13 protein-coding genes are annotated in these 16,196 nt (G+C 73.0%); 7 read left to right on the plus strand and 6 right to left on the minus strand.

Annotated elements, in window-relative coordinates:
* Window positions 1-617: 617 nt before the first annotated feature.
* Window positions 618-3,464 (plus strand): BTAD domain-containing putative transcriptional regulator, encoded by a 2,847-nt coding sequence (locus ACIO6U_RS08450; protein WP_391162525.1) that lies wholly within the window; start codon window positions 618-620, stop codon window positions 3,462-3,464.
* A gap of 66 nt (window positions 3,465-3,530) precedes the next feature.
* Here the strand turns inward: ACIO6U_RS08450 and ACIO6U_RS08455 are convergent, their stop codons facing one another.
* A complete protein-coding gene (locus ACIO6U_RS08455; RefSeq protein WP_355336387.1) occupies window positions 3,531-3,797 on the minus strand; it encodes a DUF6295 family protein in 267 nt (88 codons plus the stop codon).
* A 2-nt stretch (window positions 3,798-3,799) separates the two neighbouring features.
* Entirely contained in the window at window positions 3,800-4,555 is a 756-nt protein-coding gene (locus tag ACIO6U_RS08460; protein ID WP_401716661.1) for a dienelactone hydrolase family protein, read from the minus strand.
* 48 nt (window positions 4,556-4,603) lie between these two features.
* Here ACIO6U_RS08460 and ACIO6U_RS08465 point away from each other — a divergent pair, with 48 nt between their 5' ends.
* The gene (locus ACIO6U_RS08465; RefSeq protein ID WP_401716663.1) at window positions 4,604-5,182 is read left to right on the plus strand and encodes a MarR family winged helix-turn-helix transcriptional regulator; all 579 of its coding nucleotides are present in this window, start codon (window positions 4,604-4,606) and stop codon (window positions 5,180-5,182) included.
* 118 nt (window positions 5,183-5,300) lie between these two features.
* Window positions 5,301-6,962, plus strand: coding sequence for an MFS transporter (locus tag ACIO6U_RS08470; protein WP_391043560.1), 1,662 nt, complete (start codon window positions 5,301-5,303; stop codon window positions 6,960-6,962).
* Here the strand turns inward: ACIO6U_RS08470 and ACIO6U_RS08475 are convergent.
* The 4 genes from ACIO6U_RS08475 to ACIO6U_RS08490 form a co-directional block, all read right to left on the minus strand.
* Complete coding sequence (locus ACIO6U_RS08475; protein WP_401716666.1) at window positions 6,934-7,308, minus strand: hypothetical protein; 375 nt, start codon at window positions 7,306-7,308, stop codon at window positions 6,934-6,936. The two genes, ACIO6U_RS08470 and ACIO6U_RS08475, sit on opposite strands and share 29 nt — an antisense overlap.
* An 85-nt stretch (window positions 7,309-7,393) precedes the next feature.
* Window positions 7,394-8,050, minus strand: coding sequence for a GNAT family N-acetyltransferase (locus ACIO6U_RS08480; RefSeq protein ID WP_391042977.1), 657 nt, complete (start codon window positions 8,048-8,050; stop codon window positions 7,394-7,396).
* A 173-nt stretch (window positions 8,051-8,223) separates the two neighbouring features.
* Entirely contained in the window at window positions 8,224-8,832 is a 609-nt protein-coding gene (locus ACIO6U_RS08485; RefSeq protein WP_391042974.1) for an SPW repeat protein, read from the minus strand.
* 392 nt (window positions 8,833-9,224) lie between these two features.
* Window positions 9,225-9,668, minus strand: a complete 444-nt coding sequence (locus ACIO6U_RS08490; RefSeq protein WP_401716669.1) for a MarR family winged helix-turn-helix transcriptional regulator — start codon at window positions 9,666-9,668, stop codon at window positions 9,225-9,227.
* Between the two features lie 241 nt (window positions 9,669-9,909).
* Between ACIO6U_RS08490 and ACIO6U_RS08495 the strand changes: the two genes are divergently transcribed.
* From ACIO6U_RS08495 to ACIO6U_RS08510, 4 genes are all read left to right on the plus strand, one after another.
* The gene (locus ACIO6U_RS08495) at window positions 9,910-11,208 is read left to right on the plus strand and encodes an MFS transporter (RefSeq protein WP_401716672.1); all 1,299 of its coding nucleotides are present in this window, start codon (window positions 9,910-9,912) and stop codon (window positions 11,206-11,208) included.
* 166 nt (window positions 11,209-11,374) lie between these two features.
* Window positions 11,375-11,878 (plus strand): hypothetical protein, encoded by a 504-nt coding sequence (locus ACIO6U_RS08500; protein WP_401716675.1) that lies wholly within the window; start codon window positions 11,375-11,377, stop codon window positions 11,876-11,878.
* A gap of 5 nt (window positions 11,879-11,883) precedes the next feature.
* On the plus strand, window positions 11,884-14,712 hold the full coding sequence (locus ACIO6U_RS08505) for a substrate-binding domain-containing protein (RefSeq protein WP_401716678.1): 2,829 nt from the start codon (window positions 11,884-11,886) through the stop codon (window positions 14,710-14,712).
* On the plus strand, window positions 14,709-16,178 hold the full coding sequence (locus tag ACIO6U_RS08510) for an extracellular solute-binding protein (RefSeq protein WP_401716681.1): 1,470 nt from the start codon (window positions 14,709-14,711) through the stop codon (window positions 16,176-16,178). Before ACIO6U_RS08505 ends, ACIO6U_RS08510 begins: the two co-directional genes overlap by 4 nt.
* Window positions 16,179-16,196 lie beyond the last annotated feature (18 nt).

Consider the following 16,196-nt stretch of genomic DNA (forward strand, 5'->3'; position numbering starts at 1 on the left):
TGCCCCACTGGGGCCGGTTCTTCACCCGCGCCACCGCCGTGGCTGAGTGCGCCCACGCGGCGGCAGCCGCACATCAAACACAGCCCCGCGCCCCTAAAAGCCCGTGCCTGCCCCCCGTACAAAAAACGGTCCGCCCCACCAGGGGCGCGGGGAACTGCGCGGCCCACCCCCACCGGGCTGCCAGCCCGAAAACAACCGCATCTGCCCCACCGGGGCCGGTTCTTCACCCGCGCCACCGCCGTGGCTGAGTGCGCAGTTCCCCGCGCCCCTAAAAGATCGGCGTGCCGCCCTGGGCAAAAAACGGTCCGCCCCACCAGGGGCGCGGGGAACTGCGCGGCCCGCCCCCACCGGGCTGCCAGCCCGAAAACAACCGCATCTGCGGCGTGCGCAGGGGCACGGCCTTGCGGAGAGGCGAGGCGGTCTTCCCGCGCCCGGAGGGCGGGAGGGGGCGAAGTGGTCGGGTCCGGCCGCGGCGTGCCGCGCCCCCGTTGCGGCGGTGGATGGACCCACCCGCGCCGCCGGGCCGGACCCGGAGGTCAAGCATGGAGGGGGGCGCCAACCGGCCGCTAACATGGGGCTAACGCGCCGTTCGGGGGAACGGCCAGAGAGGGCCACGGATGCGGTTCGAGCTGCTCGGAGCTGTGACCGTGGAGGGTGGCGGCGTCGGCTCGGCGAAGGCGCGGGCACTGCTGGCCGCGCTGTTGAGCAGTCCGGGCCGGGCGGTGCGCCCGGAGGCCCTGAAGGCGGCGATGTGGGGCGAGGAGCCCCCGCCGACGGCGACGGCGTCGCTGCACAATCATGTGGCCCGGCTACGACGGCTGTTGGCCGAGGACGACCGCCCGGGTTCGCGCCTGCGGGCGGTCCCGCAGGGCTACGTACTGGACGTGGCGGTCGGCGAGCTGGACGCCGAGGTGTTCGTACGGCATCACGCGGCGGCGCGGGCGGCGCACCGGGACGGGGACTGGCCGGCGGTGCTGGCCGAGTGCCGGGCGGCGCTGGCGCTGTGGCGCGGCGACCCGCTGGCGGACGTACCGGCGCTGTCGGACCCGCTGCGGGCGTACGCGGCGCATTTGGCGGAGGCCCGGCTCCAGACCCTGGAGTGGCGGTTCGACGCGGAGTTGGCGCTGGGCCGCCATCAGGGAATGGCGGCGGAATTGGCGGCGCTGACGGCGGCGCATCCGCTGCGCGAGCCGTTCCACCGCCAGTGGATGCTGGCCCTGCACCGAACGCACCGGCAGGCGGAGGCACTTGCCGCCTTCCACGACCTGCGCCGCACACTGGTCGACGAGTTGGGCGTGGAGCCGGGCCCCTCGGTGCAGGCCGCGTACCGCGAGATCCTGGCGGCCCCCGAGGACGAAGCGGCCCCGCAGGAATCCCAGCCGTCCACTCCCCCGGCCCAACTCCCGGCCGACACCGGCGACTTCACCGGCCGTACGGACGAACTGGCCGCGCTGCTCGGGGTGATACGCCCCTGCGACCCGGACGCCCCGCGCGTGGCGGTCGTCACCGGCATGGGCGGCATAGGCAAGACGGCGCTCGCGGTGCACGCGGCGCACCGGGCGCGCTGCGACTTCCCCGACGGCGTGCTCTACGCCGACCTGCGCGGCTTCGGCGCGGGTGACGCGCGCCGCCCGCGCGACCTGCTGGCCCGGTTCCTGGGCGATCTGGCCGACGGCGGCGCGCCGGGCACCGGCGGCGCGTTGCCGCTGCCGGACGACCCGGACGACCTGTCGGCGCTGCTGCGGCAGGCGCTGCACGGCCGCCGGGTGCTGCTGGTGCTGGACAACGCGGGCGACGCGGCGCAGGTGGTGCCGCTGCTGCCGGGCCGCGGCGACAGCGCGGTGATCGTGACGAGCCGCAGGACGCTGGCGGATCTGCCCGGAGCGGTACGGCTGCCGCTGGAGCCGCTGGGCGCGGAGGAGCAGCACCGGCTGCTGGTCGCGGTGTGCGGGCAGCAGCGGGTGGCGGCCGAACCGGCGGCGGCGGCCGGGGTGTTGGCGGCCTGCGGCGGACTGCCGCTGGCGCTGCGCATAGCCGGCGCCCGGCTGGCGGCCCGCCCCAACTGGCCGCTGACCGCGCTGGCGGAGCGGCTGGACGGCGCGGGCGACCGGCTGCACGCGCTGTCCGCGGGCGGCCTGGCCGTGCAGGACACCTTCGCGATGAGCTATCTCGCGATGCGCGACAGCCCGCAGGCCGCCGAGCGCGAAGCGGCCCGCGCCTTCCGGCTGTTGGGCCTGTGGCCGGGCCACCCGCTGGACCTCGTCCCGGCCGCCGCGCTGATCGGCCGCGACCCCGCCCCGGCCGAGGACCTGCTCGAAGCGCTGGTCGACACGCACCTGTTGCAGACTCCGCGGGCCGGCCACTACTCCTTCCACGACCTGCTGGGCGAGTACGCGGCGACCCGCGCCGCCGAGGAGGTGCCGCCGCGGGTCCGCGAGAACGGCCTGCGCCGCCTGCTGGTCTGGTACACGGTCACGGTCGCCGGGACCGCGGCCCTGCTCGCGCCCGAGGGCCATCCGATACCGCCGCTGCACGAGCAACCGGCCGTGCCCCCGCTGGAGTTCGACAGCGAGGAGGCCGCGCTGCGGTGGTGCGTCAAGGAGCTGCCCGCGATCAAGGAGGCGATACGGCTGGCGGCGGCGCGCCGCTGGCCCGACGTGGCGTGGCGGCTGGCGGCGGGTCTGTTCGGCTACGCGCAGGCGTACTGGTGGACCGGTGAGTGGGACCTGTGCCTCCAGGAGGCGATGGCCTGCGTGGAGGAGACCGGGGACGTCCAGGGCAGGGCGTGGATGCACAGCAGGCTCGGCGTCGCGCACGGCATGGCCGACCGGGTGGACCCGTGCCTTGAGCATCTGGGCGTCGCCCGGCGGTACTTCGAGGCGGCGGGCGACCTCCAGGGGCAGGCGGCGATCCTCAACAACCTCTCGGGGCTGCACCACGCGCTGGGCGACCACGATCTCGCGCTGGAGTACGGCAGGCAGTCGCTCGACCTGCATTACGCGGTGGGCGACGCCGACCGGGTCGCGACCGTGCTGGGCAATCTCGGTGACGCGCATCTGGGCGCGGGCGACCCGGCCGCCGCGATCGCCTGCTACCGGCGGGCGTTGGGGATGTGGCGCGAGCGCGGGCTGCTGACCAGCACGGCGCGCAGCCTCACCAGCCTCGGCGAGGCGCTGCGCACGGTGGGCCGGTACGACGAGGCGGTCGCGGCGCTGGAGGAGACGGTCGCGATCCTGGACCGGCTCGGGGACCGCGGTACGGCGGCCGACACCCTGGAGGTGCTGGCCCGTACGCACTTCGAGCGCGGCGACCCCGCCTCCGCCCGCAAGCACTGGGACCGGGCCCTGGAACTCGCCCGCACCTACCGCCTGGAGGCGAAGGCGCGGACGATACTGGCGGGCCTGGCGCGACTGGACGCGTGCGAGTCGGCGTGCGTGCGGCAGAGCGAGGACGGGGTCGCGTAGCAGCGGGGCCGGGTGCCCGGCCCGAACTCCGCCGCGCGGCAAGGGCCTTGGGCCCCGGCCCGGTGGTCAGACGGCCATCTCGCGCGGCACCGCCGCCAGCGCGTCCTGGATCGCGGTGATCAGCGCCCGCGCGGAGTCCGCGGTCAGTTCCAGGGCGACGCGGGCCGAGGGCCCCTTGGCGGGGGCGGCGAAGTCGATGTTCAGGGTGTGCTCGGCCAGCGCGTGCACGGGGTGGTCGAAGTAGACGGTCACGTCGGTGACGTGGAACCAGGAGCCGCCCGGCCCCTTGGCGCTGCCCTCGACCTCGGCCTTGACGGTGGAGTACGTGCACATGGTCAGCCCTCCAGGTGCTTGCCGTAGAAGTCCGCGATGCGCTCCCAGCCGTCCTGGACGGCGGGCACGTTGTAGTTGGGGCGGTCGACGGCGAAGAAGCCGTGCCCGGCGCCCTCGTAGCTGTGGAACTCGTACTCCTTGCCGAGGTCGGTGAGGATGCGCTCCAGCTCGGCGACCTCGGCGGGGCTCGGGTGGCTGTCGGCGGCGCCGAACAGGCCGAGCAGCGGGGCGCCGAGGCTGGGGAGCTGGTCGACGAGGTTGGTGATCCGCAGGACGAAGCCCTCGGGGACGGTGCCGGTGACGAAGGCGCCGTAGCAGTCGACGGCGGCGTCCACGTCGAGGTGGCAGGCGCTGAGCACGGCCTGACGGCCGCCCGAGCAGTGGCCGATGACGCCGGCCTTGCCGTTGGAGGTGGGCAGGGCGCGCAGGTACGCGACCGCGCCCTCGACGTCGCCGACCAGCCGCTCGTCCGGGACCCCGCCGTTGGCGCGGCCGACCGCGGCGGCGTCGTCGGGGGCCGCGCCGGGGGCCTCGCGGTGGAAGAGGTTGGGGCAGACGGCGTCGTAGCCCATCTCGGCGAACCGCCGCGTCATCTCCTTGGTCGGGCGGTCGTATCCGGGCAGGTGGTGGATGACGACGACACCGCCGCGGCGGTGGTCGCCCTCCGGTCGGGCCACGTACGCCTCGATCTCGTCGCCGCCGTGGCCGGTGATCGTGACGGTGGTGGCGGTCAGCGAACCGCTGGGGGAAACAGTCATGCGCCAGCTATACCATAAGCCTGGACTGATAAGTTTATACTGATCATCATGACGACCAGCAGCGACGCGGCTGGCACCGCGGCCGACGCGACCGGTACGGCGCCGGGCCCGGCCGGTCCGGCGGCGAGCGCGAGCCCCGGCCTCCGCGCGGCGGGCGGCGCGTCCGCATCGGCGAACAGTCCGGCCGGTCCGGGCAGTCCGGCCGAGGCCGGACGCATCGCGGTGGACCTGCGCGTGGCGCTGAGCCCGCTGGTGCGGCGGCTGCGGCAGGTGAAGCCGGACGGGGAGCTGACCTTCTCGCAGATCTCGGCCATGGTCCGGCTGGACCGGGAGGGCCCGGCCACCGCGACGGAGCTGGCCGCGGGCGAGGGCATCAGGCCGCAGTCGATGTGCACGATCATCGGCGTGCTCCAGGAGCGCGGCCTGGTCGTCCGCGACCCCGACCCCTCCGACGGCCGCCGCATCGTCGTCTCCCTCAGCCAGGCCGGTCTCGACGGCCTGCACGGCGCCCGCGCCGAGCGCGCCCGCCGCCTGGCCCGCGCGATCGACGAGGAGCTGACCCCCGAGGAGCAGCGGCTGCTGGCCGACGCGATTCCCCTGCTGGAGAGGATCACCCGCCGTGTCTGACCCCGCGGAGCCCGACCCCTCGGACATACCCGCCCGCGCCGCCCCGCCAGGCCCCGGCCCCGCGGGCCCCCGCCCCGACCGCTACAAGTGGATCGCGCTGTCGAACACCAGCCTCGGGATGTTCATGGCGACCGTGGACTCCTCGATCGTGATCATCTCGATGCCCGCGATCTTCCGCGGCATCCACCTGGACCCGTTCGCGGCCGGGAACATCAGCTACCTGCTGTGGATGATCATGGGGTATCTGCTGGTCACCGCGGTCCTGGTGGTCACCCTCGGGCGGCTCGGCGACATCGTCGGCCGGGTGCGGATCTACAACCTCGGCTTCGTCGTCTTCACCCTCGCCTCGGTCGCGCTCTCCTTCGACCCCGCGCACGGCGGCGCGGGCGCGATGTGGCTGATCTGCTGGCGGATCGTCCAGGCCGTGGGCGGCTCCATGCTGATGGCGAACTCCGCCGCGATCATCACCGACGCCTTCCCCGCCGAGCAGCGCGGCATGGCGCTGGGCATCAACCAGATCTCGGCGCTGTCCGGCCAGTTCGTCGGCCTGGTGCTGGGCGGGCTGCTGTCGGCGTGGGACTGGCGGGCGGTGTTCTGGGTCAATCTGCCGTTCGGCATCCTCGGCACCGTGTGGGCCTACCGCTCGCTGCGCGAGACCTCCACGCGCAGGCAGTCCCGTATCGACTGGTGGGGCAATCTCACCTTCGCCGTCGGCCTCGGTCTGCTGCTGGTCTCCATCACCTACGGCATCCAGCCCTACGGCGGCCACACCATGGGCTGGCTGAGCCCGAAGGTGCTGACCGGGCTGATCTCCGGCGTCGTGCTGCTCATCGTCTTCGTGGTCGTCGAGACGCGCGTGGCGCAGCCGATGTTCCGGCTCGCGCTGTTCCGCAGCCGCGCCTTCGCCGCGGGGAACGCGGCCTCGCTGCTGGCGGCGGTCGCCCGCGGCGGCCTCCAGTTCATGCTGATCATCTGGCTCCAGGGCATCTGGCTGCCGCTGCACGGCTACGCGTTCGACGACGCGCCGCTGTGGGCCGGGATCTTCCTGCTGCCGCTGACCGCCGGGTTCCTGATCGCGGGGCCGCTGTGCGGGTGGCTGTCCGACCGGTACGGCGTACGGGCGTTCACCACCGGCGGTCTGCTGGTCTTCTCGCTCAGCTTCGTCGGCCTGCTCCTGCTGCCGATCACGTTCTCGTACTGGGCGTTCGCGCTGCTGATCATGTGCAACGGGATCGGCTCGGGGATGTTCTCCGCGCCGAACACCTCGGCGATCATGAGCAGCGTGCCCTCCACCGACCGCGGCGCGGCGTCCGGGATGCGCTCGACGTTCCAGAACTCCGGGATGTCGCTGTCGATCGGGGTGTTCTTCTCGCTGCTGATCGCGGGCCTGGCCGACCGGCTGCCGTCGGCGCTGGACAGCGGGCTGCGGGCGCAGGGCGTGCCGCCGGACGTGGCCCACCACGCGGCGTCGCTGCCGCCGGTCTCGACGGTCTTCTCGGCCTTCCTCGGGGTCAACCCCGTACAGACGCTGCTCGGGCCGACCGGTGTGCTGGACACACTGCCCGCGCACAACAGGGCGGTGCTGACCGGGAAGGAGTTCTTCCCGCACCTGATCTCCGCGCCCTTCCACCACGGGCTGGTGATCGTCTTCGCGACGGCGGCCGGGATGGGCCTGCTGGCCGCCACCGCGTCGCTGCTGCGCGGTGGACCCGCGACGCGGGCGGTGACGGCCGAGGCCACGCCGCCCCAGGTCAGGGCCGGTTCAAGACGATCGAGTTGACCGGGGTGAGGTTGTACGACCAGTGGTCGTTCAGCTCCAGGGTGATCCGGCAGTCGCCGCCGTTGTACTGCCAGCAGAGCTGGGCGGTGGCGTTGGCGCTGCCGTACTGGTTGTTGAGCACGGTGTGGCAGCCGATCTGGCCGCTCAGATTGTGGGCGCCGTAGCTGTAGAAGATGTCGGTCGGGTGACCGGCCGTGTAGTCCGCGTTCTGCGCGTAAACGCAGACCGCGCCGCCCGGGCAGCCGTACGCGGGCTTGTCGCTGGCGTGGGCCGGGCCGGTGCCGAGCGCGGCCACGGCCGCGGCGGCGATGGCGAGCGCGGCGGCGCCCCGCGTGATCCTGCGCATGGTGATGTCCCTCCGTCCGCGGCCGGACCCCCGCCGGCCGTCGTGTCGGCGGCCGGGTCCCGCCGGCCGCCGTCACCGCCTGACGCTAGGAGACGCCGGGCCCGGTCCGCTCCTGACGAATGACAGGGACCGGCGCGATGGTGCCGTCGAGGCGGACCTGGAGGGCGGGGTGCGGCGGGGTCGCGAAGCCGAGGCCGGTGTAGAGACCGGCGCCGTCCGCGGTCGCGTTGAGGTTGATCACCCGCGCCTGGGTCTCGTCGGCGAACCAGTCGAGCACCGCCTCCATGCAGGCCCGCGCGTAACCGCGGCGCAGGCGGCGCGGGTCGGTGCAGACGTTGGAGATGTGGCCGTGCAGACCGCTGAGGTTGGTCGGGCCCGGCGCGTGCCGGTCGCAGGCGCCCACCGCGTTGCTCACCACGCCCAGTTCGGGGTCGTCCACGACGAAGGCGGCGAACTCGCCCGTGGCGGCGAGGCGTTCGGTGAACCACGTACGGGCCCGCGCCCGCCACGGCGCGTCGTCCCCGCCGACCCGCGTGCCCATCGCGTCGAGCATCACGGCTCTGAGGCGTACGAGGGCGTCCGCGTCGGCGGCCGTCGCGCGGCGCACGATCACGTCCGGGGCCGAGTCCGAGGCGGCCGGGTCCGGGGCGGCCGGGCCTGAGACAGCCGGGTCCGAGACAGCCGGGTCCGAGCCCAAATCCCGCTCGGGGGCGGGGAGTTCACCGTCGGTGCCGATCTTCATACGGCGCATTGTCACTCATACGGACAGCGCACGGCATCTCAGTTCCCCGAGCCCTTCACAACAGCGCTCAGGAGTGGTAGGTGGGGCGGATGGTACGTGAAGGTGGTACGGGCGGCCTCGCGGTCGTCCGTACCACCGGGTTCCGGAGTCGGTGCTCCGGACTCAGTACCGGATCAGCGCTCGGGATCGATCCTTCGCTCGGGGTCGATCCTCCGCTCGGCGCCCAGCCCACGGTCGGAACGCGCACCGCGGTCCGTGCTCATCGCGCGGTCCGAGCTGAAGCCGCGCTCCGCGCGGTCCGAGCCCATCCGGCCGCCGCCGGCCGGGAGCCCACGGCTCCTGGACCGGCTACGGCCGAGCATGCCCATGCCCATCGTGGCGAGTCCGACCAGGCAGATCACCGCTCCGGTGATCACGTTGCTGAGGATGGTCTTGTGCACGTGGGGGCTACCGGACACCACCCAGGGTGCGACGATCGTGAACGCGCCGATCACCACGGCGGCCCAGCCCAGTCCGTGCGTACGTTCCAGGACGGAGCCGAAGCCCAGGGCCAGGACGGCCAGGGCGATGCCGAGGATCAGGTTGGTCACGGTGAGAGCGTGGAAGCCGGTGAATCCGGCCACCCACGGCGAGATCGCCAGGTAAAGCCCGGCCAGCAGGGCCAGACCTTCAACGAGACCGGCCCATGGCTTCGCCGCCGCTTCCTCGTACCGGCCCCGAAGGGCCATCAGGTCCGGGTGGGTATCGATTCCCGTCGTCGGGTTGGTCGATTCGGTGGCCATTCCAGCCACCTCCTTTGCTGAGTGCAGTCGCTTCTACCACCGGATGTCCTTCGGGTCTCCGCCCCGAAGCTGCCGCATCCTCACACAGCGTAAATCGCCTGATACCACTCAGGCCACTCGGATGGCGTACATATCTCCTCATATCGCCCTGCCGCCCCCCGCCGGACCCTTGCGACGACCGCCCAAGGGCGTTCCTCGCCGATTTCCTCACCGAATCGCGGGGCAGGGGTGCCAGCGGCGGCGCGGGCGGGGGTGCGGGCGGGGGCGGCCCGGCCCGGGACCCGGCGGATCACGGGCGGGGGGTGCGGGCGAGGGGTGGCCGGGGCGCACGGCCTCGGCCCGGCCCGGCTGGTGGCTCGTCGCCCCGGCCGTACGCGTCAGGCAGGCGGGGCTCAGCGGGCGCCGAGCGCCTCCACCGTACGGACCAGCGGCGCGAGTTCGGGCTCGCGGGCGGCCTCGTCGAGGGCTTCGCGCAGGGCGCGGTCGTTGGTGGGGCGGGCCTCGGCGAGCAGGGCGAGCCCGGTCTCCGTGACGTCGGTGTAGATGCCGCGGCGGTCGGTGTCGCAGAGGTAGCGGACCAGCAGGCCGCGGTCCTCCAGGCGGCTGACCAGCCGGGTCGTGGCGCTCTGGCTGAGCACGACCGCGTCGGCGACGTTCTTCATCTGGAGGTGGCCGCCGGGGCCGTTGTGCTGCTTGCTGAGCACGTCGAGCAGCGAGAACTCGCGCACGCTCAGCTCGTGCCCCGCCTGGAGCGCGCGCTCGATGTGCGCCTCGATCCTGCCGTGCAGCAGGGACAGCGCGCACCAGCCCTGGGCCAGCGCCACGGTCTCGGTCATCCTCGGCTCCTCCACCGGCCTCGCGGCGGCTCGCACCACCCTCGTCCCCGACCGGCCGGTTCGCGCCGGTCGGTCCCGCGGTCGTCGTCGGCCGCGCCTTCAGGATAGCCCGCTTCCGCAATAGGCGGCGTTTGCACTTATCCCGCGTCTGCAATTATTGTGGGCGCTGGTTAACCGCGCACCGGTCCCGTACCCGTCCGTACCGCCGGTTCCGTCCCCTCTCCTCCGGAAGGTGTTTCCCATGCCGCTCGCGCTGCTCGCCCTGGCCCTCGGGGCCTTCGGCATCGGCACGACCGAATTCGTGATCATCGGGCTGCTGCCCGACATCGCCGGGGACTTCGGGGTGTCCATCCCGACCGCGGGCTTCCTGGTGACCGGCTACGCGCTCGGCGTCGTCGTCGGCGCGCCGCTCATGACCGTGCTCGGCACCAAGACCTCCCGCAAGCGGATGCTGATGCTCCTGATGGGGCTCTTCATCGCCGGGAACCTCGTCTCCGCGGTCGCGCCCACCTTCGCCCTCATGCTGGCGGGCCGCATCGTGGCCTCCCTCGCGCACGGCGCCTTCTTCGGCATCGGCTCGGTCGTCGCGGCCGGTCTGGTCGCCGCGGAGAAGAAGGCCGGGGCCATCGCGATGATGTTCACCGGCCTGACCGTGGCCAACGTGGTCGGCGTACCGCTGGGCACCTTCGTCGGGCAGTCCGCCGGGTGGCGCGTCACCTTCTTCGTCGTCGCCGGTTTCGGCGTCCTCGGCCTCGCGGGCATCGCGAAGCTCGTCCCCGAGATCCCCCGGCCCGAGGGCGTACGCCTCCGGCACGAGCTGGCCGCCTTCCGCAACGTCCAGGTGCTGCTCGCCATGGCCATGACCGTGCTCGGCTTCGGCGGCGTCTTCGCCGCGATCACGTATCTCGCGCCGATGATGACGAACGTGACCGGTTACGCGGACTCGTCCGTCACCTGGCTGCTGGTGCTCTTCGGGCTCGGCATGGTCGGCGGGAATCTGCTCGGCGGCCGGTACGCCGACCGGCGGCTCATGCCGATGCTCTACGCCACGCTCGGCGGGCTCTCGCTCGTCCTCGCGCTCTTCACCGTCACCGCGCACAACAAGGTGGCCGCCGCCGTGACCGTCTTCCTGATCGGCGCGCTCGGCTTCGCGACCGTCCCGCCGCTCCAGAAGCGGGTCCTCGACCAGGCGTCCGGCGCCCCGACGCTCGCCTCCGCCGTCAACATCGGCGCCTTCAACCTCGGCAACGCGCTGGCCGCGTGGCTCGGCGGGCTCCTTCTCTCGGCCGGGCTCGGCTACACCGCCCCGAACTGGCTCGGCGCGGCCCTCGCCGCGGCGGCGCTGGCGCTGGCCGTGACCTCGGCCGCCCTTGGCCGCGGCTCCGCCCCCTCCGGCCGACGGCCGGGAAGCGTCACGGCCGCGCGCGCCCCGAAGGAGCGCGGGGAACCGCGCGAGCAGCCCACCGCCGGGCCGGTGGCCCGACGACAGCCGGACTACCCCGCTGGGGCCAGTGGTGACCTGCGCGAACACCGTGGCTGAGCGCGCGGTTCCCCTCGCCCCCGAAAGGGCCGGCTCGCCGTCGCGCCCAGGGCACCGGCCCCGCGGGGGCCGGCGGGCGACCCGTGGGGGCCGGCGGATCACCCGTGGGGGCGCGTCGGCGCAAGGTAGTGACGGAGTGTCAGCGTCCGTGCAAGAGTAGTGAGTTATGACTCATGGGGACGGGGAGCCGGGCCGCAGGATCCGGATTCGGGTCACTGGCGACGACGCGCAGGATCTGGAAGCGCTGTACCGCTGGCTGAGCCTGGAGGACTGGTTCGCGCAGGCCGAGGCCGCGCATCAGCTCACGGCGGAGGTCCGCGAGTACGACGGCGGGCGGCATGACCCGGAGGAGCGGCGGGACGGCCCGCCGATGAGCGGCGGCCTCGTCGAACTGGTGCTGGTGATCGCGGGCGCGGCCATCACCCCGGTCTTCGAGGACCTCTACAACCGCGCGAAGGTCGCCGCCCACGCGTGGGCGGCCAACAGCAGCAGCGACGACCACCCCATGGTGACCGACGTCCAGGCGGACGGCGCGGGCGACGGGGTCGACGGCGGCGACGGGGCCGGGGACGGGGACGGGGACGGCGCAGCCGACGGGGGCAACGGGGCGGACGACACGGACGACGCCGACGAGGAGCCGGAGGACGACGAAGGCGGAAGGAACACCTAGCCATCGTGTCCTCGCATGCTTACGACCCACGCGGCAAGGCCAATCGCGCACTGCTCTTCGGGGTGTACCGGTACGACCACTTGGACGACCTGCCGGGCGTGCGGCACAACCTCGGCCAGTTGGTCGAAACCCTGATGGCCGGAGGGGTGTTCGGGGCCAACGAGGTCCGGCAGGTGCTCCCCAGGACCCAGCTCGAATTCCTCTCGCACCTGGAGAACGAGGCCAAGGCCGCCAAGGGCCTGTTCCTGCTCTACTTCGCCGGACACGGCGGAGTGGACCGCAACGGCGACAACTTCCACCTGCTGGTCGGCGAGTCCCGCAGGATCGGCCGCGACGACTACGCGGAGGCGGTGTCCTGGAGCAGCCATGTGCTGCCCAGGCTCAGGGACATCGCCGAACGCCGGCTGGTCGACCGGATCGTGGTGATCCTGGACTGCTGCTACGCGGGCAACGCGCTGCTCGAATTCAAGCCGGGCACGCTGCACCGCGGCAGGGACCGTATCTCGGTGCTGACCGCCGTCCAGATCAACCGCCGGATACCGGGGGGCAACGGGCACGAGCCGACGCCGTACACCAAACAGCTCATCCGGCTGCTGCGCGACGGGCTGCCGAGGACCGATGAGGACGTCGGGCCGGAAGAGGCCGCGCGGATCGAGCTGATCCCGCTGTCGGCCGCGCTGTACGAGGCGATGCGGCACAAGTTCACGGAAGGCGGCGACGATCCGTGGGTGCCGCGTCACCACGCCGCCGAGTCCCGGCAGGACGTGCTGCTCGGGCTCTCGCCGCGGCTGCTGGAGGAGATCGACCGGCGGAACGCCGCGGGCCGGGCGGCCTGGTGGCGGGCGGCGCTCGCGGCGGCCGGGATCGGCGCGGGCGAGGGGCGTACGGGGCGGGGCCGTCGCGGAGAGCGCGGAAGCCGTGGAGACCGGGGTGGTCGCGGGGAGCGGGGAAGCCGTGGGGAGCGCGGCCGTCCTGGGGAGCGCGAGCAGCGCAAGGGCCGTCCCCGTAAAGAGAGTTCGGGCACAGCCGGTCCCGGCAAGGGCCACAACCTCAAGGTCCTGATCCCGCTGTTCACCGCCTTCGCGGTGCTCCTCGCCGGAGGCGGCTACGGCGTCTACACCTGGGTCGGCGGGAGTACGGCCTGCGCGCCGCCGGTCGAACTGCGGCTGCTCACCGACCCGGACGCGGCGCCGACCGTGAAGAAGGCCGTGGCCGCGTATCTGACCTCGGGTGCCAACCACACGGGGAGCGGCTGCCGCCGCTCCGGGATCAGCCTGGTCGACCCCAAGTCCGCCGACGCGGTGACCGGTTTCCAACACGCGGCCGACTGGCGTACGCCGCGCTCGACCGGTGAACTGCGCCCGCAGCGCGACATCGGCGCGCAGCCGGACATCTGGATACCGGGCTCCGACGTCACCCTGGCCCGCGCCAAGTCCCTTGTCGGCAAAGGCGACGACGTGGAGCTCGGCTCGCTCGGCCCGGTCGCGTACACCCCGGTCGTGCTGGCCATCCCGACGACCCTGGCCAGTACCCCGGCCTCGGTCACGGGCACTCCGCTCGGTCAGCTCCTCGACCAGCTCAAGCGCAACAACCCCAAGTCGGTGCCGGTGCTCCGCGCCGATCCCGAGTCCACGGATTCGGCGCAGCTCGCGACGGTCGGGGTGTACGGGCAGAACGGCGTCGCGCCCGTGAGCGACGCGGTCGTGGGGCAGTTCGAGCGGCAGGCGGCCCAACTGCGGCCCGCGCAGCCCGACTCGTACGCGCTGATGTGCGCGCTGGCCGGGGCGGACCCCGAACTGAAGGACAACGCGGCGGTGTTGGTGCCCGAGCAGGTGATGACGCAGTTCAACAGCCACGCGGACGCCAAGGCGCGGGTGGGCTGCGACAACAACAGGCTCCATCCCCGCGCGCCCCAGTATCCGGCCGATGTCGCGCCGCTCGACCTGCCGTTCGTGCACGTCACATGGAAGGGCGCGGACCGCGACGCGACGGCCAGGAAGGACGCCGTCGACCGTTTCCACACCTGGCTGACCGGCGCGGCCGGGCAGAAGGTCTTCACCGACGACGGCTACCGGACGGTCGGGGGCGCGACCGGCACCACCAGCGGTTCCGCGAGCGGCACGGCGACGGACACGGGCTCCGGGGCCGTCGTTCCCGGCAGTACGGTCATGCCCGGCACCTACCCGCCCGACGCCCAGTGGCTGGCGAGGTACGCCGCCGCCGTGGGCAGTGCGCTGGACCGCTACCGGCACGCGCTCGGCCCCGGCCGGGTGCTGTATCTGCTGGACAAGTCCAGCTCGATGGACACCTACTGGAGCAATTCCGCGGGCGCCCTCGACCTGCTGTCGCAGTCGCTCGACACCTTCGGGCCGGACGACGCGTACGGCGTGTGGACGGTGGTCGACAAGCCGCCGACGCAGCAACTGGTGCCGCTGGGCAGGCATTCCGACCTCGCCGGTATCCGCCGCGAGGTCAAGGCGACGAAGCTGGTGGACGAGGAGTCCTACCCGGGACCCGCGCTGGACGCCGCGCTCACCGAGATGACGGAGCGCCAGAAGGCCACGGGCGGTGCGCAGTTGATTGTCTACATCACCGACGACGAGGACGACGAGCACTTCAAGGGCCGGGATCTCCCCGATCTGCTGGCGCGGATCGCCGCCCGTCCCGTACCGGTGGAGTGGGTGTCCCTGGCGCCGGGCGGCGGCTGCGCTGCCGGTTCGGTCGGCGCGCAGATCGCCAGGACCAGCGGCGGGCGCTGTCTGAACGCGTCGAGCAGCCAGGTCTCGGAGCTGCGCGACGACGTCGCCCGCGCGGGAACGGGGAACGCCCGGTGAGGCGGCGTCGCGCGGCGACCGCCGCCGCCCTGTGCCTGCTCGCGCTCGCCGCCGCCGCGTGCACCGGCGGGGGCGGCGGGGGCCGTGCCGCGCAGCCCACGACGACCGGCGGCGGCGAGATCATCGTGGCCAGCGGTCTGGACGTGACCGGCAGCGACGGGGTGCGCCAGCAGCTCATCGAGCAGTGGAACGGGACGCCGGAGGGCAGGCGGCACCCGGCGCGGCTGGTCGAGCTGCCCGGCGAGGCCGACCAGCAGCGCAGCCAGTTGCTCGGCGCGCTCCAGTCCGGCAGTTCCGCGTACGACGTGGTGAATCTGGACGTCACCTGGGTGCCGGAGTTCGCGCAGGCCGGGCTGATCAGCCCGCTCGACCACCAGATGAATCTCGACGACGGGGACGTCATCCCGTCCGTCGCGGGCACCGCACGGTGGGACGGCCACACCTACGCGGCGCCCTTCAACAGCGATGTGGGGCTGCTCTATTACCGCGCCGACACCATCAAGGCCATCGGCATCGATCCGGCGAGCTTCCCGAAGGCCGACACCACCTGGCAGGAGCTCCAGACGCTCATCAGCGATGTCGACGCCGACAAGGACCACCAGCCCAAGGGCTACATGGCGGGGTGGACGAGCCAACTCGGCGCGTACGAGGGGCTGACGGTCAACGCCATCGAGGCGTTCGCCTCGGTGGGGGTCCAACTCGCGGACGCCGAAGGTCATTACACGGCCGACCCGGCGAAACTGCGGGCAGCTTTGAGCGAGTTGAAGTCCCGCGCGGGCCATGACGAGACGCTGCCCGAGGCGCTCACCTCCGACGAGTCGACATCGCTCGGCGACTTCGCGGCCGGGCACACCGTCTTCCTGCGGCATTGGCCGTACGCGTACGGCGCGCTGTCGCGGACCTTCGGCCCGTCGCGGATGCAGGTGGCGCGGCTGCCGGGGAAGGCCGTGCTCGGCGGGCAGAATCTGGCCGTGGCGGCGGGGTCGCCGCGCGCGAAGTACGCGCTGGACCTGGTCAAGTACCTGACGGACGCGCAGTCGGAGCGGTGCCTGCTGGACGCCGGATTCGCGGCGACGCGGGAGTCGGCGTACAAGGACGCGAAGGTGCGGTGCACGCTCGCGCCGGGCACGAAGGGGTCCGGGCGTTCCGGCGGTTCCGGGGGTGCCGGGGGTTCCGGCGGCTCTCCGAGTCCGGGGGCCTCGGCGTCGTCGGAGTCGCTCGACATGCCGCGCGACGCCGACGGCCGCCCCGCGTACGCCGCTTCCACGCTGCTGCCCGCGCTGACCCAGGCGGTGCAGCGCCCCCGCACCCCGTACTACGGCGCTCTCACGCAGCTTCTCCAGGCGCAGTTGCACGACTGGATCTCCGACACCGGTCCGTTCAGCGGGGGCGGCTCGTCCATCGATCCGGGGCCGCTCGCCGACTCCCTCGACCGGTCGCTGGCGAAGATTCTGAAGGGCAAGTAGGGCTCTGGTGATCGTCTT

The sequence above is a fragment of the Streptomyces sp. NPDC087422 genome (genome assembly GCF_044744145.1).
Lineage (GTDB): Bacteria > Actinomycetota > Actinomycetes > Streptomycetales > Streptomycetaceae > Actinacidiphila.

What these genes read in the sequence shown, in the direction of transcription:
- ACIO6U_RS08500 (WP_401716675.1), top strand. Translation starts at nt 11,375, where the DNA reads ATGACTCATGGGGACGGGGAGCCGGGCCGCAGGATCCGGATTCGGGTC.
- ACIO6U_RS08480 (WP_391042977.1), bottom strand. Translation starts at nt 8,050, where the DNA reads ATGAAGATCGGCACCGACGGTGAACTCCCCGCCCCCGAGCGGGATTTG.
- ACIO6U_RS08465 (WP_401716663.1), top strand. Translation starts at nt 4,604, where the DNA reads ATGACGACCAGCAGCGACGCGGCTGGCACCGCGGCCGACGCGACCGGT.
- ACIO6U_RS08450 (WP_391162525.1), top strand. Translation starts at nt 618, where the DNA reads ATGCGGTTCGAGCTGCTCGGAGCTGTGACCGTGGAGGGTGGCGGCGTC.
- ACIO6U_RS08490 (WP_401716669.1), bottom strand. Translation starts at nt 9,668, where the DNA reads ATGACCGAGACCGTGGCGCTGGCCCAGGGCTGGTGCGCGCTGTCCCTG.
- ACIO6U_RS08485 (WP_391042974.1), bottom strand. Translation starts at nt 8,832, where the DNA reads ATGGCCACCGAATCGACCAACCCGACGACGGGAATCGATACCCACCCG.
- ACIO6U_RS08455 (WP_355336387.1), bottom strand. Translation starts at nt 3,797, where the DNA reads ATGTGCACGTACTCCACCGTCAAGGCCGAGGTCGAGGGCAGCGCCAAG.
- ACIO6U_RS08460 (WP_401716661.1), bottom strand. Translation starts at nt 4,555, where the DNA reads ATGACTGTTTCCCCCAGCGGTTCGCTGACCGCCACCACCGTCACGATC.
- ACIO6U_RS08475 (WP_401716666.1), bottom strand. Translation starts at nt 7,308, where the DNA reads ATGCGCAGGATCACGCGGGGCGCCGCCGCGCTCGCCATCGCCGCCGCG.
- ACIO6U_RS08495 (WP_401716672.1), top strand. Translation starts at nt 9,910, where the DNA reads ATGCCGCTCGCGCTGCTCGCCCTGGCCCTCGGGGCCTTCGGCATCGGC.
- ACIO6U_RS08470 (WP_391043560.1), top strand. Translation starts at nt 5,301, where the DNA reads ATGTTCATGGCGACCGTGGACTCCTCGATCGTGATCATCTCGATGCCC.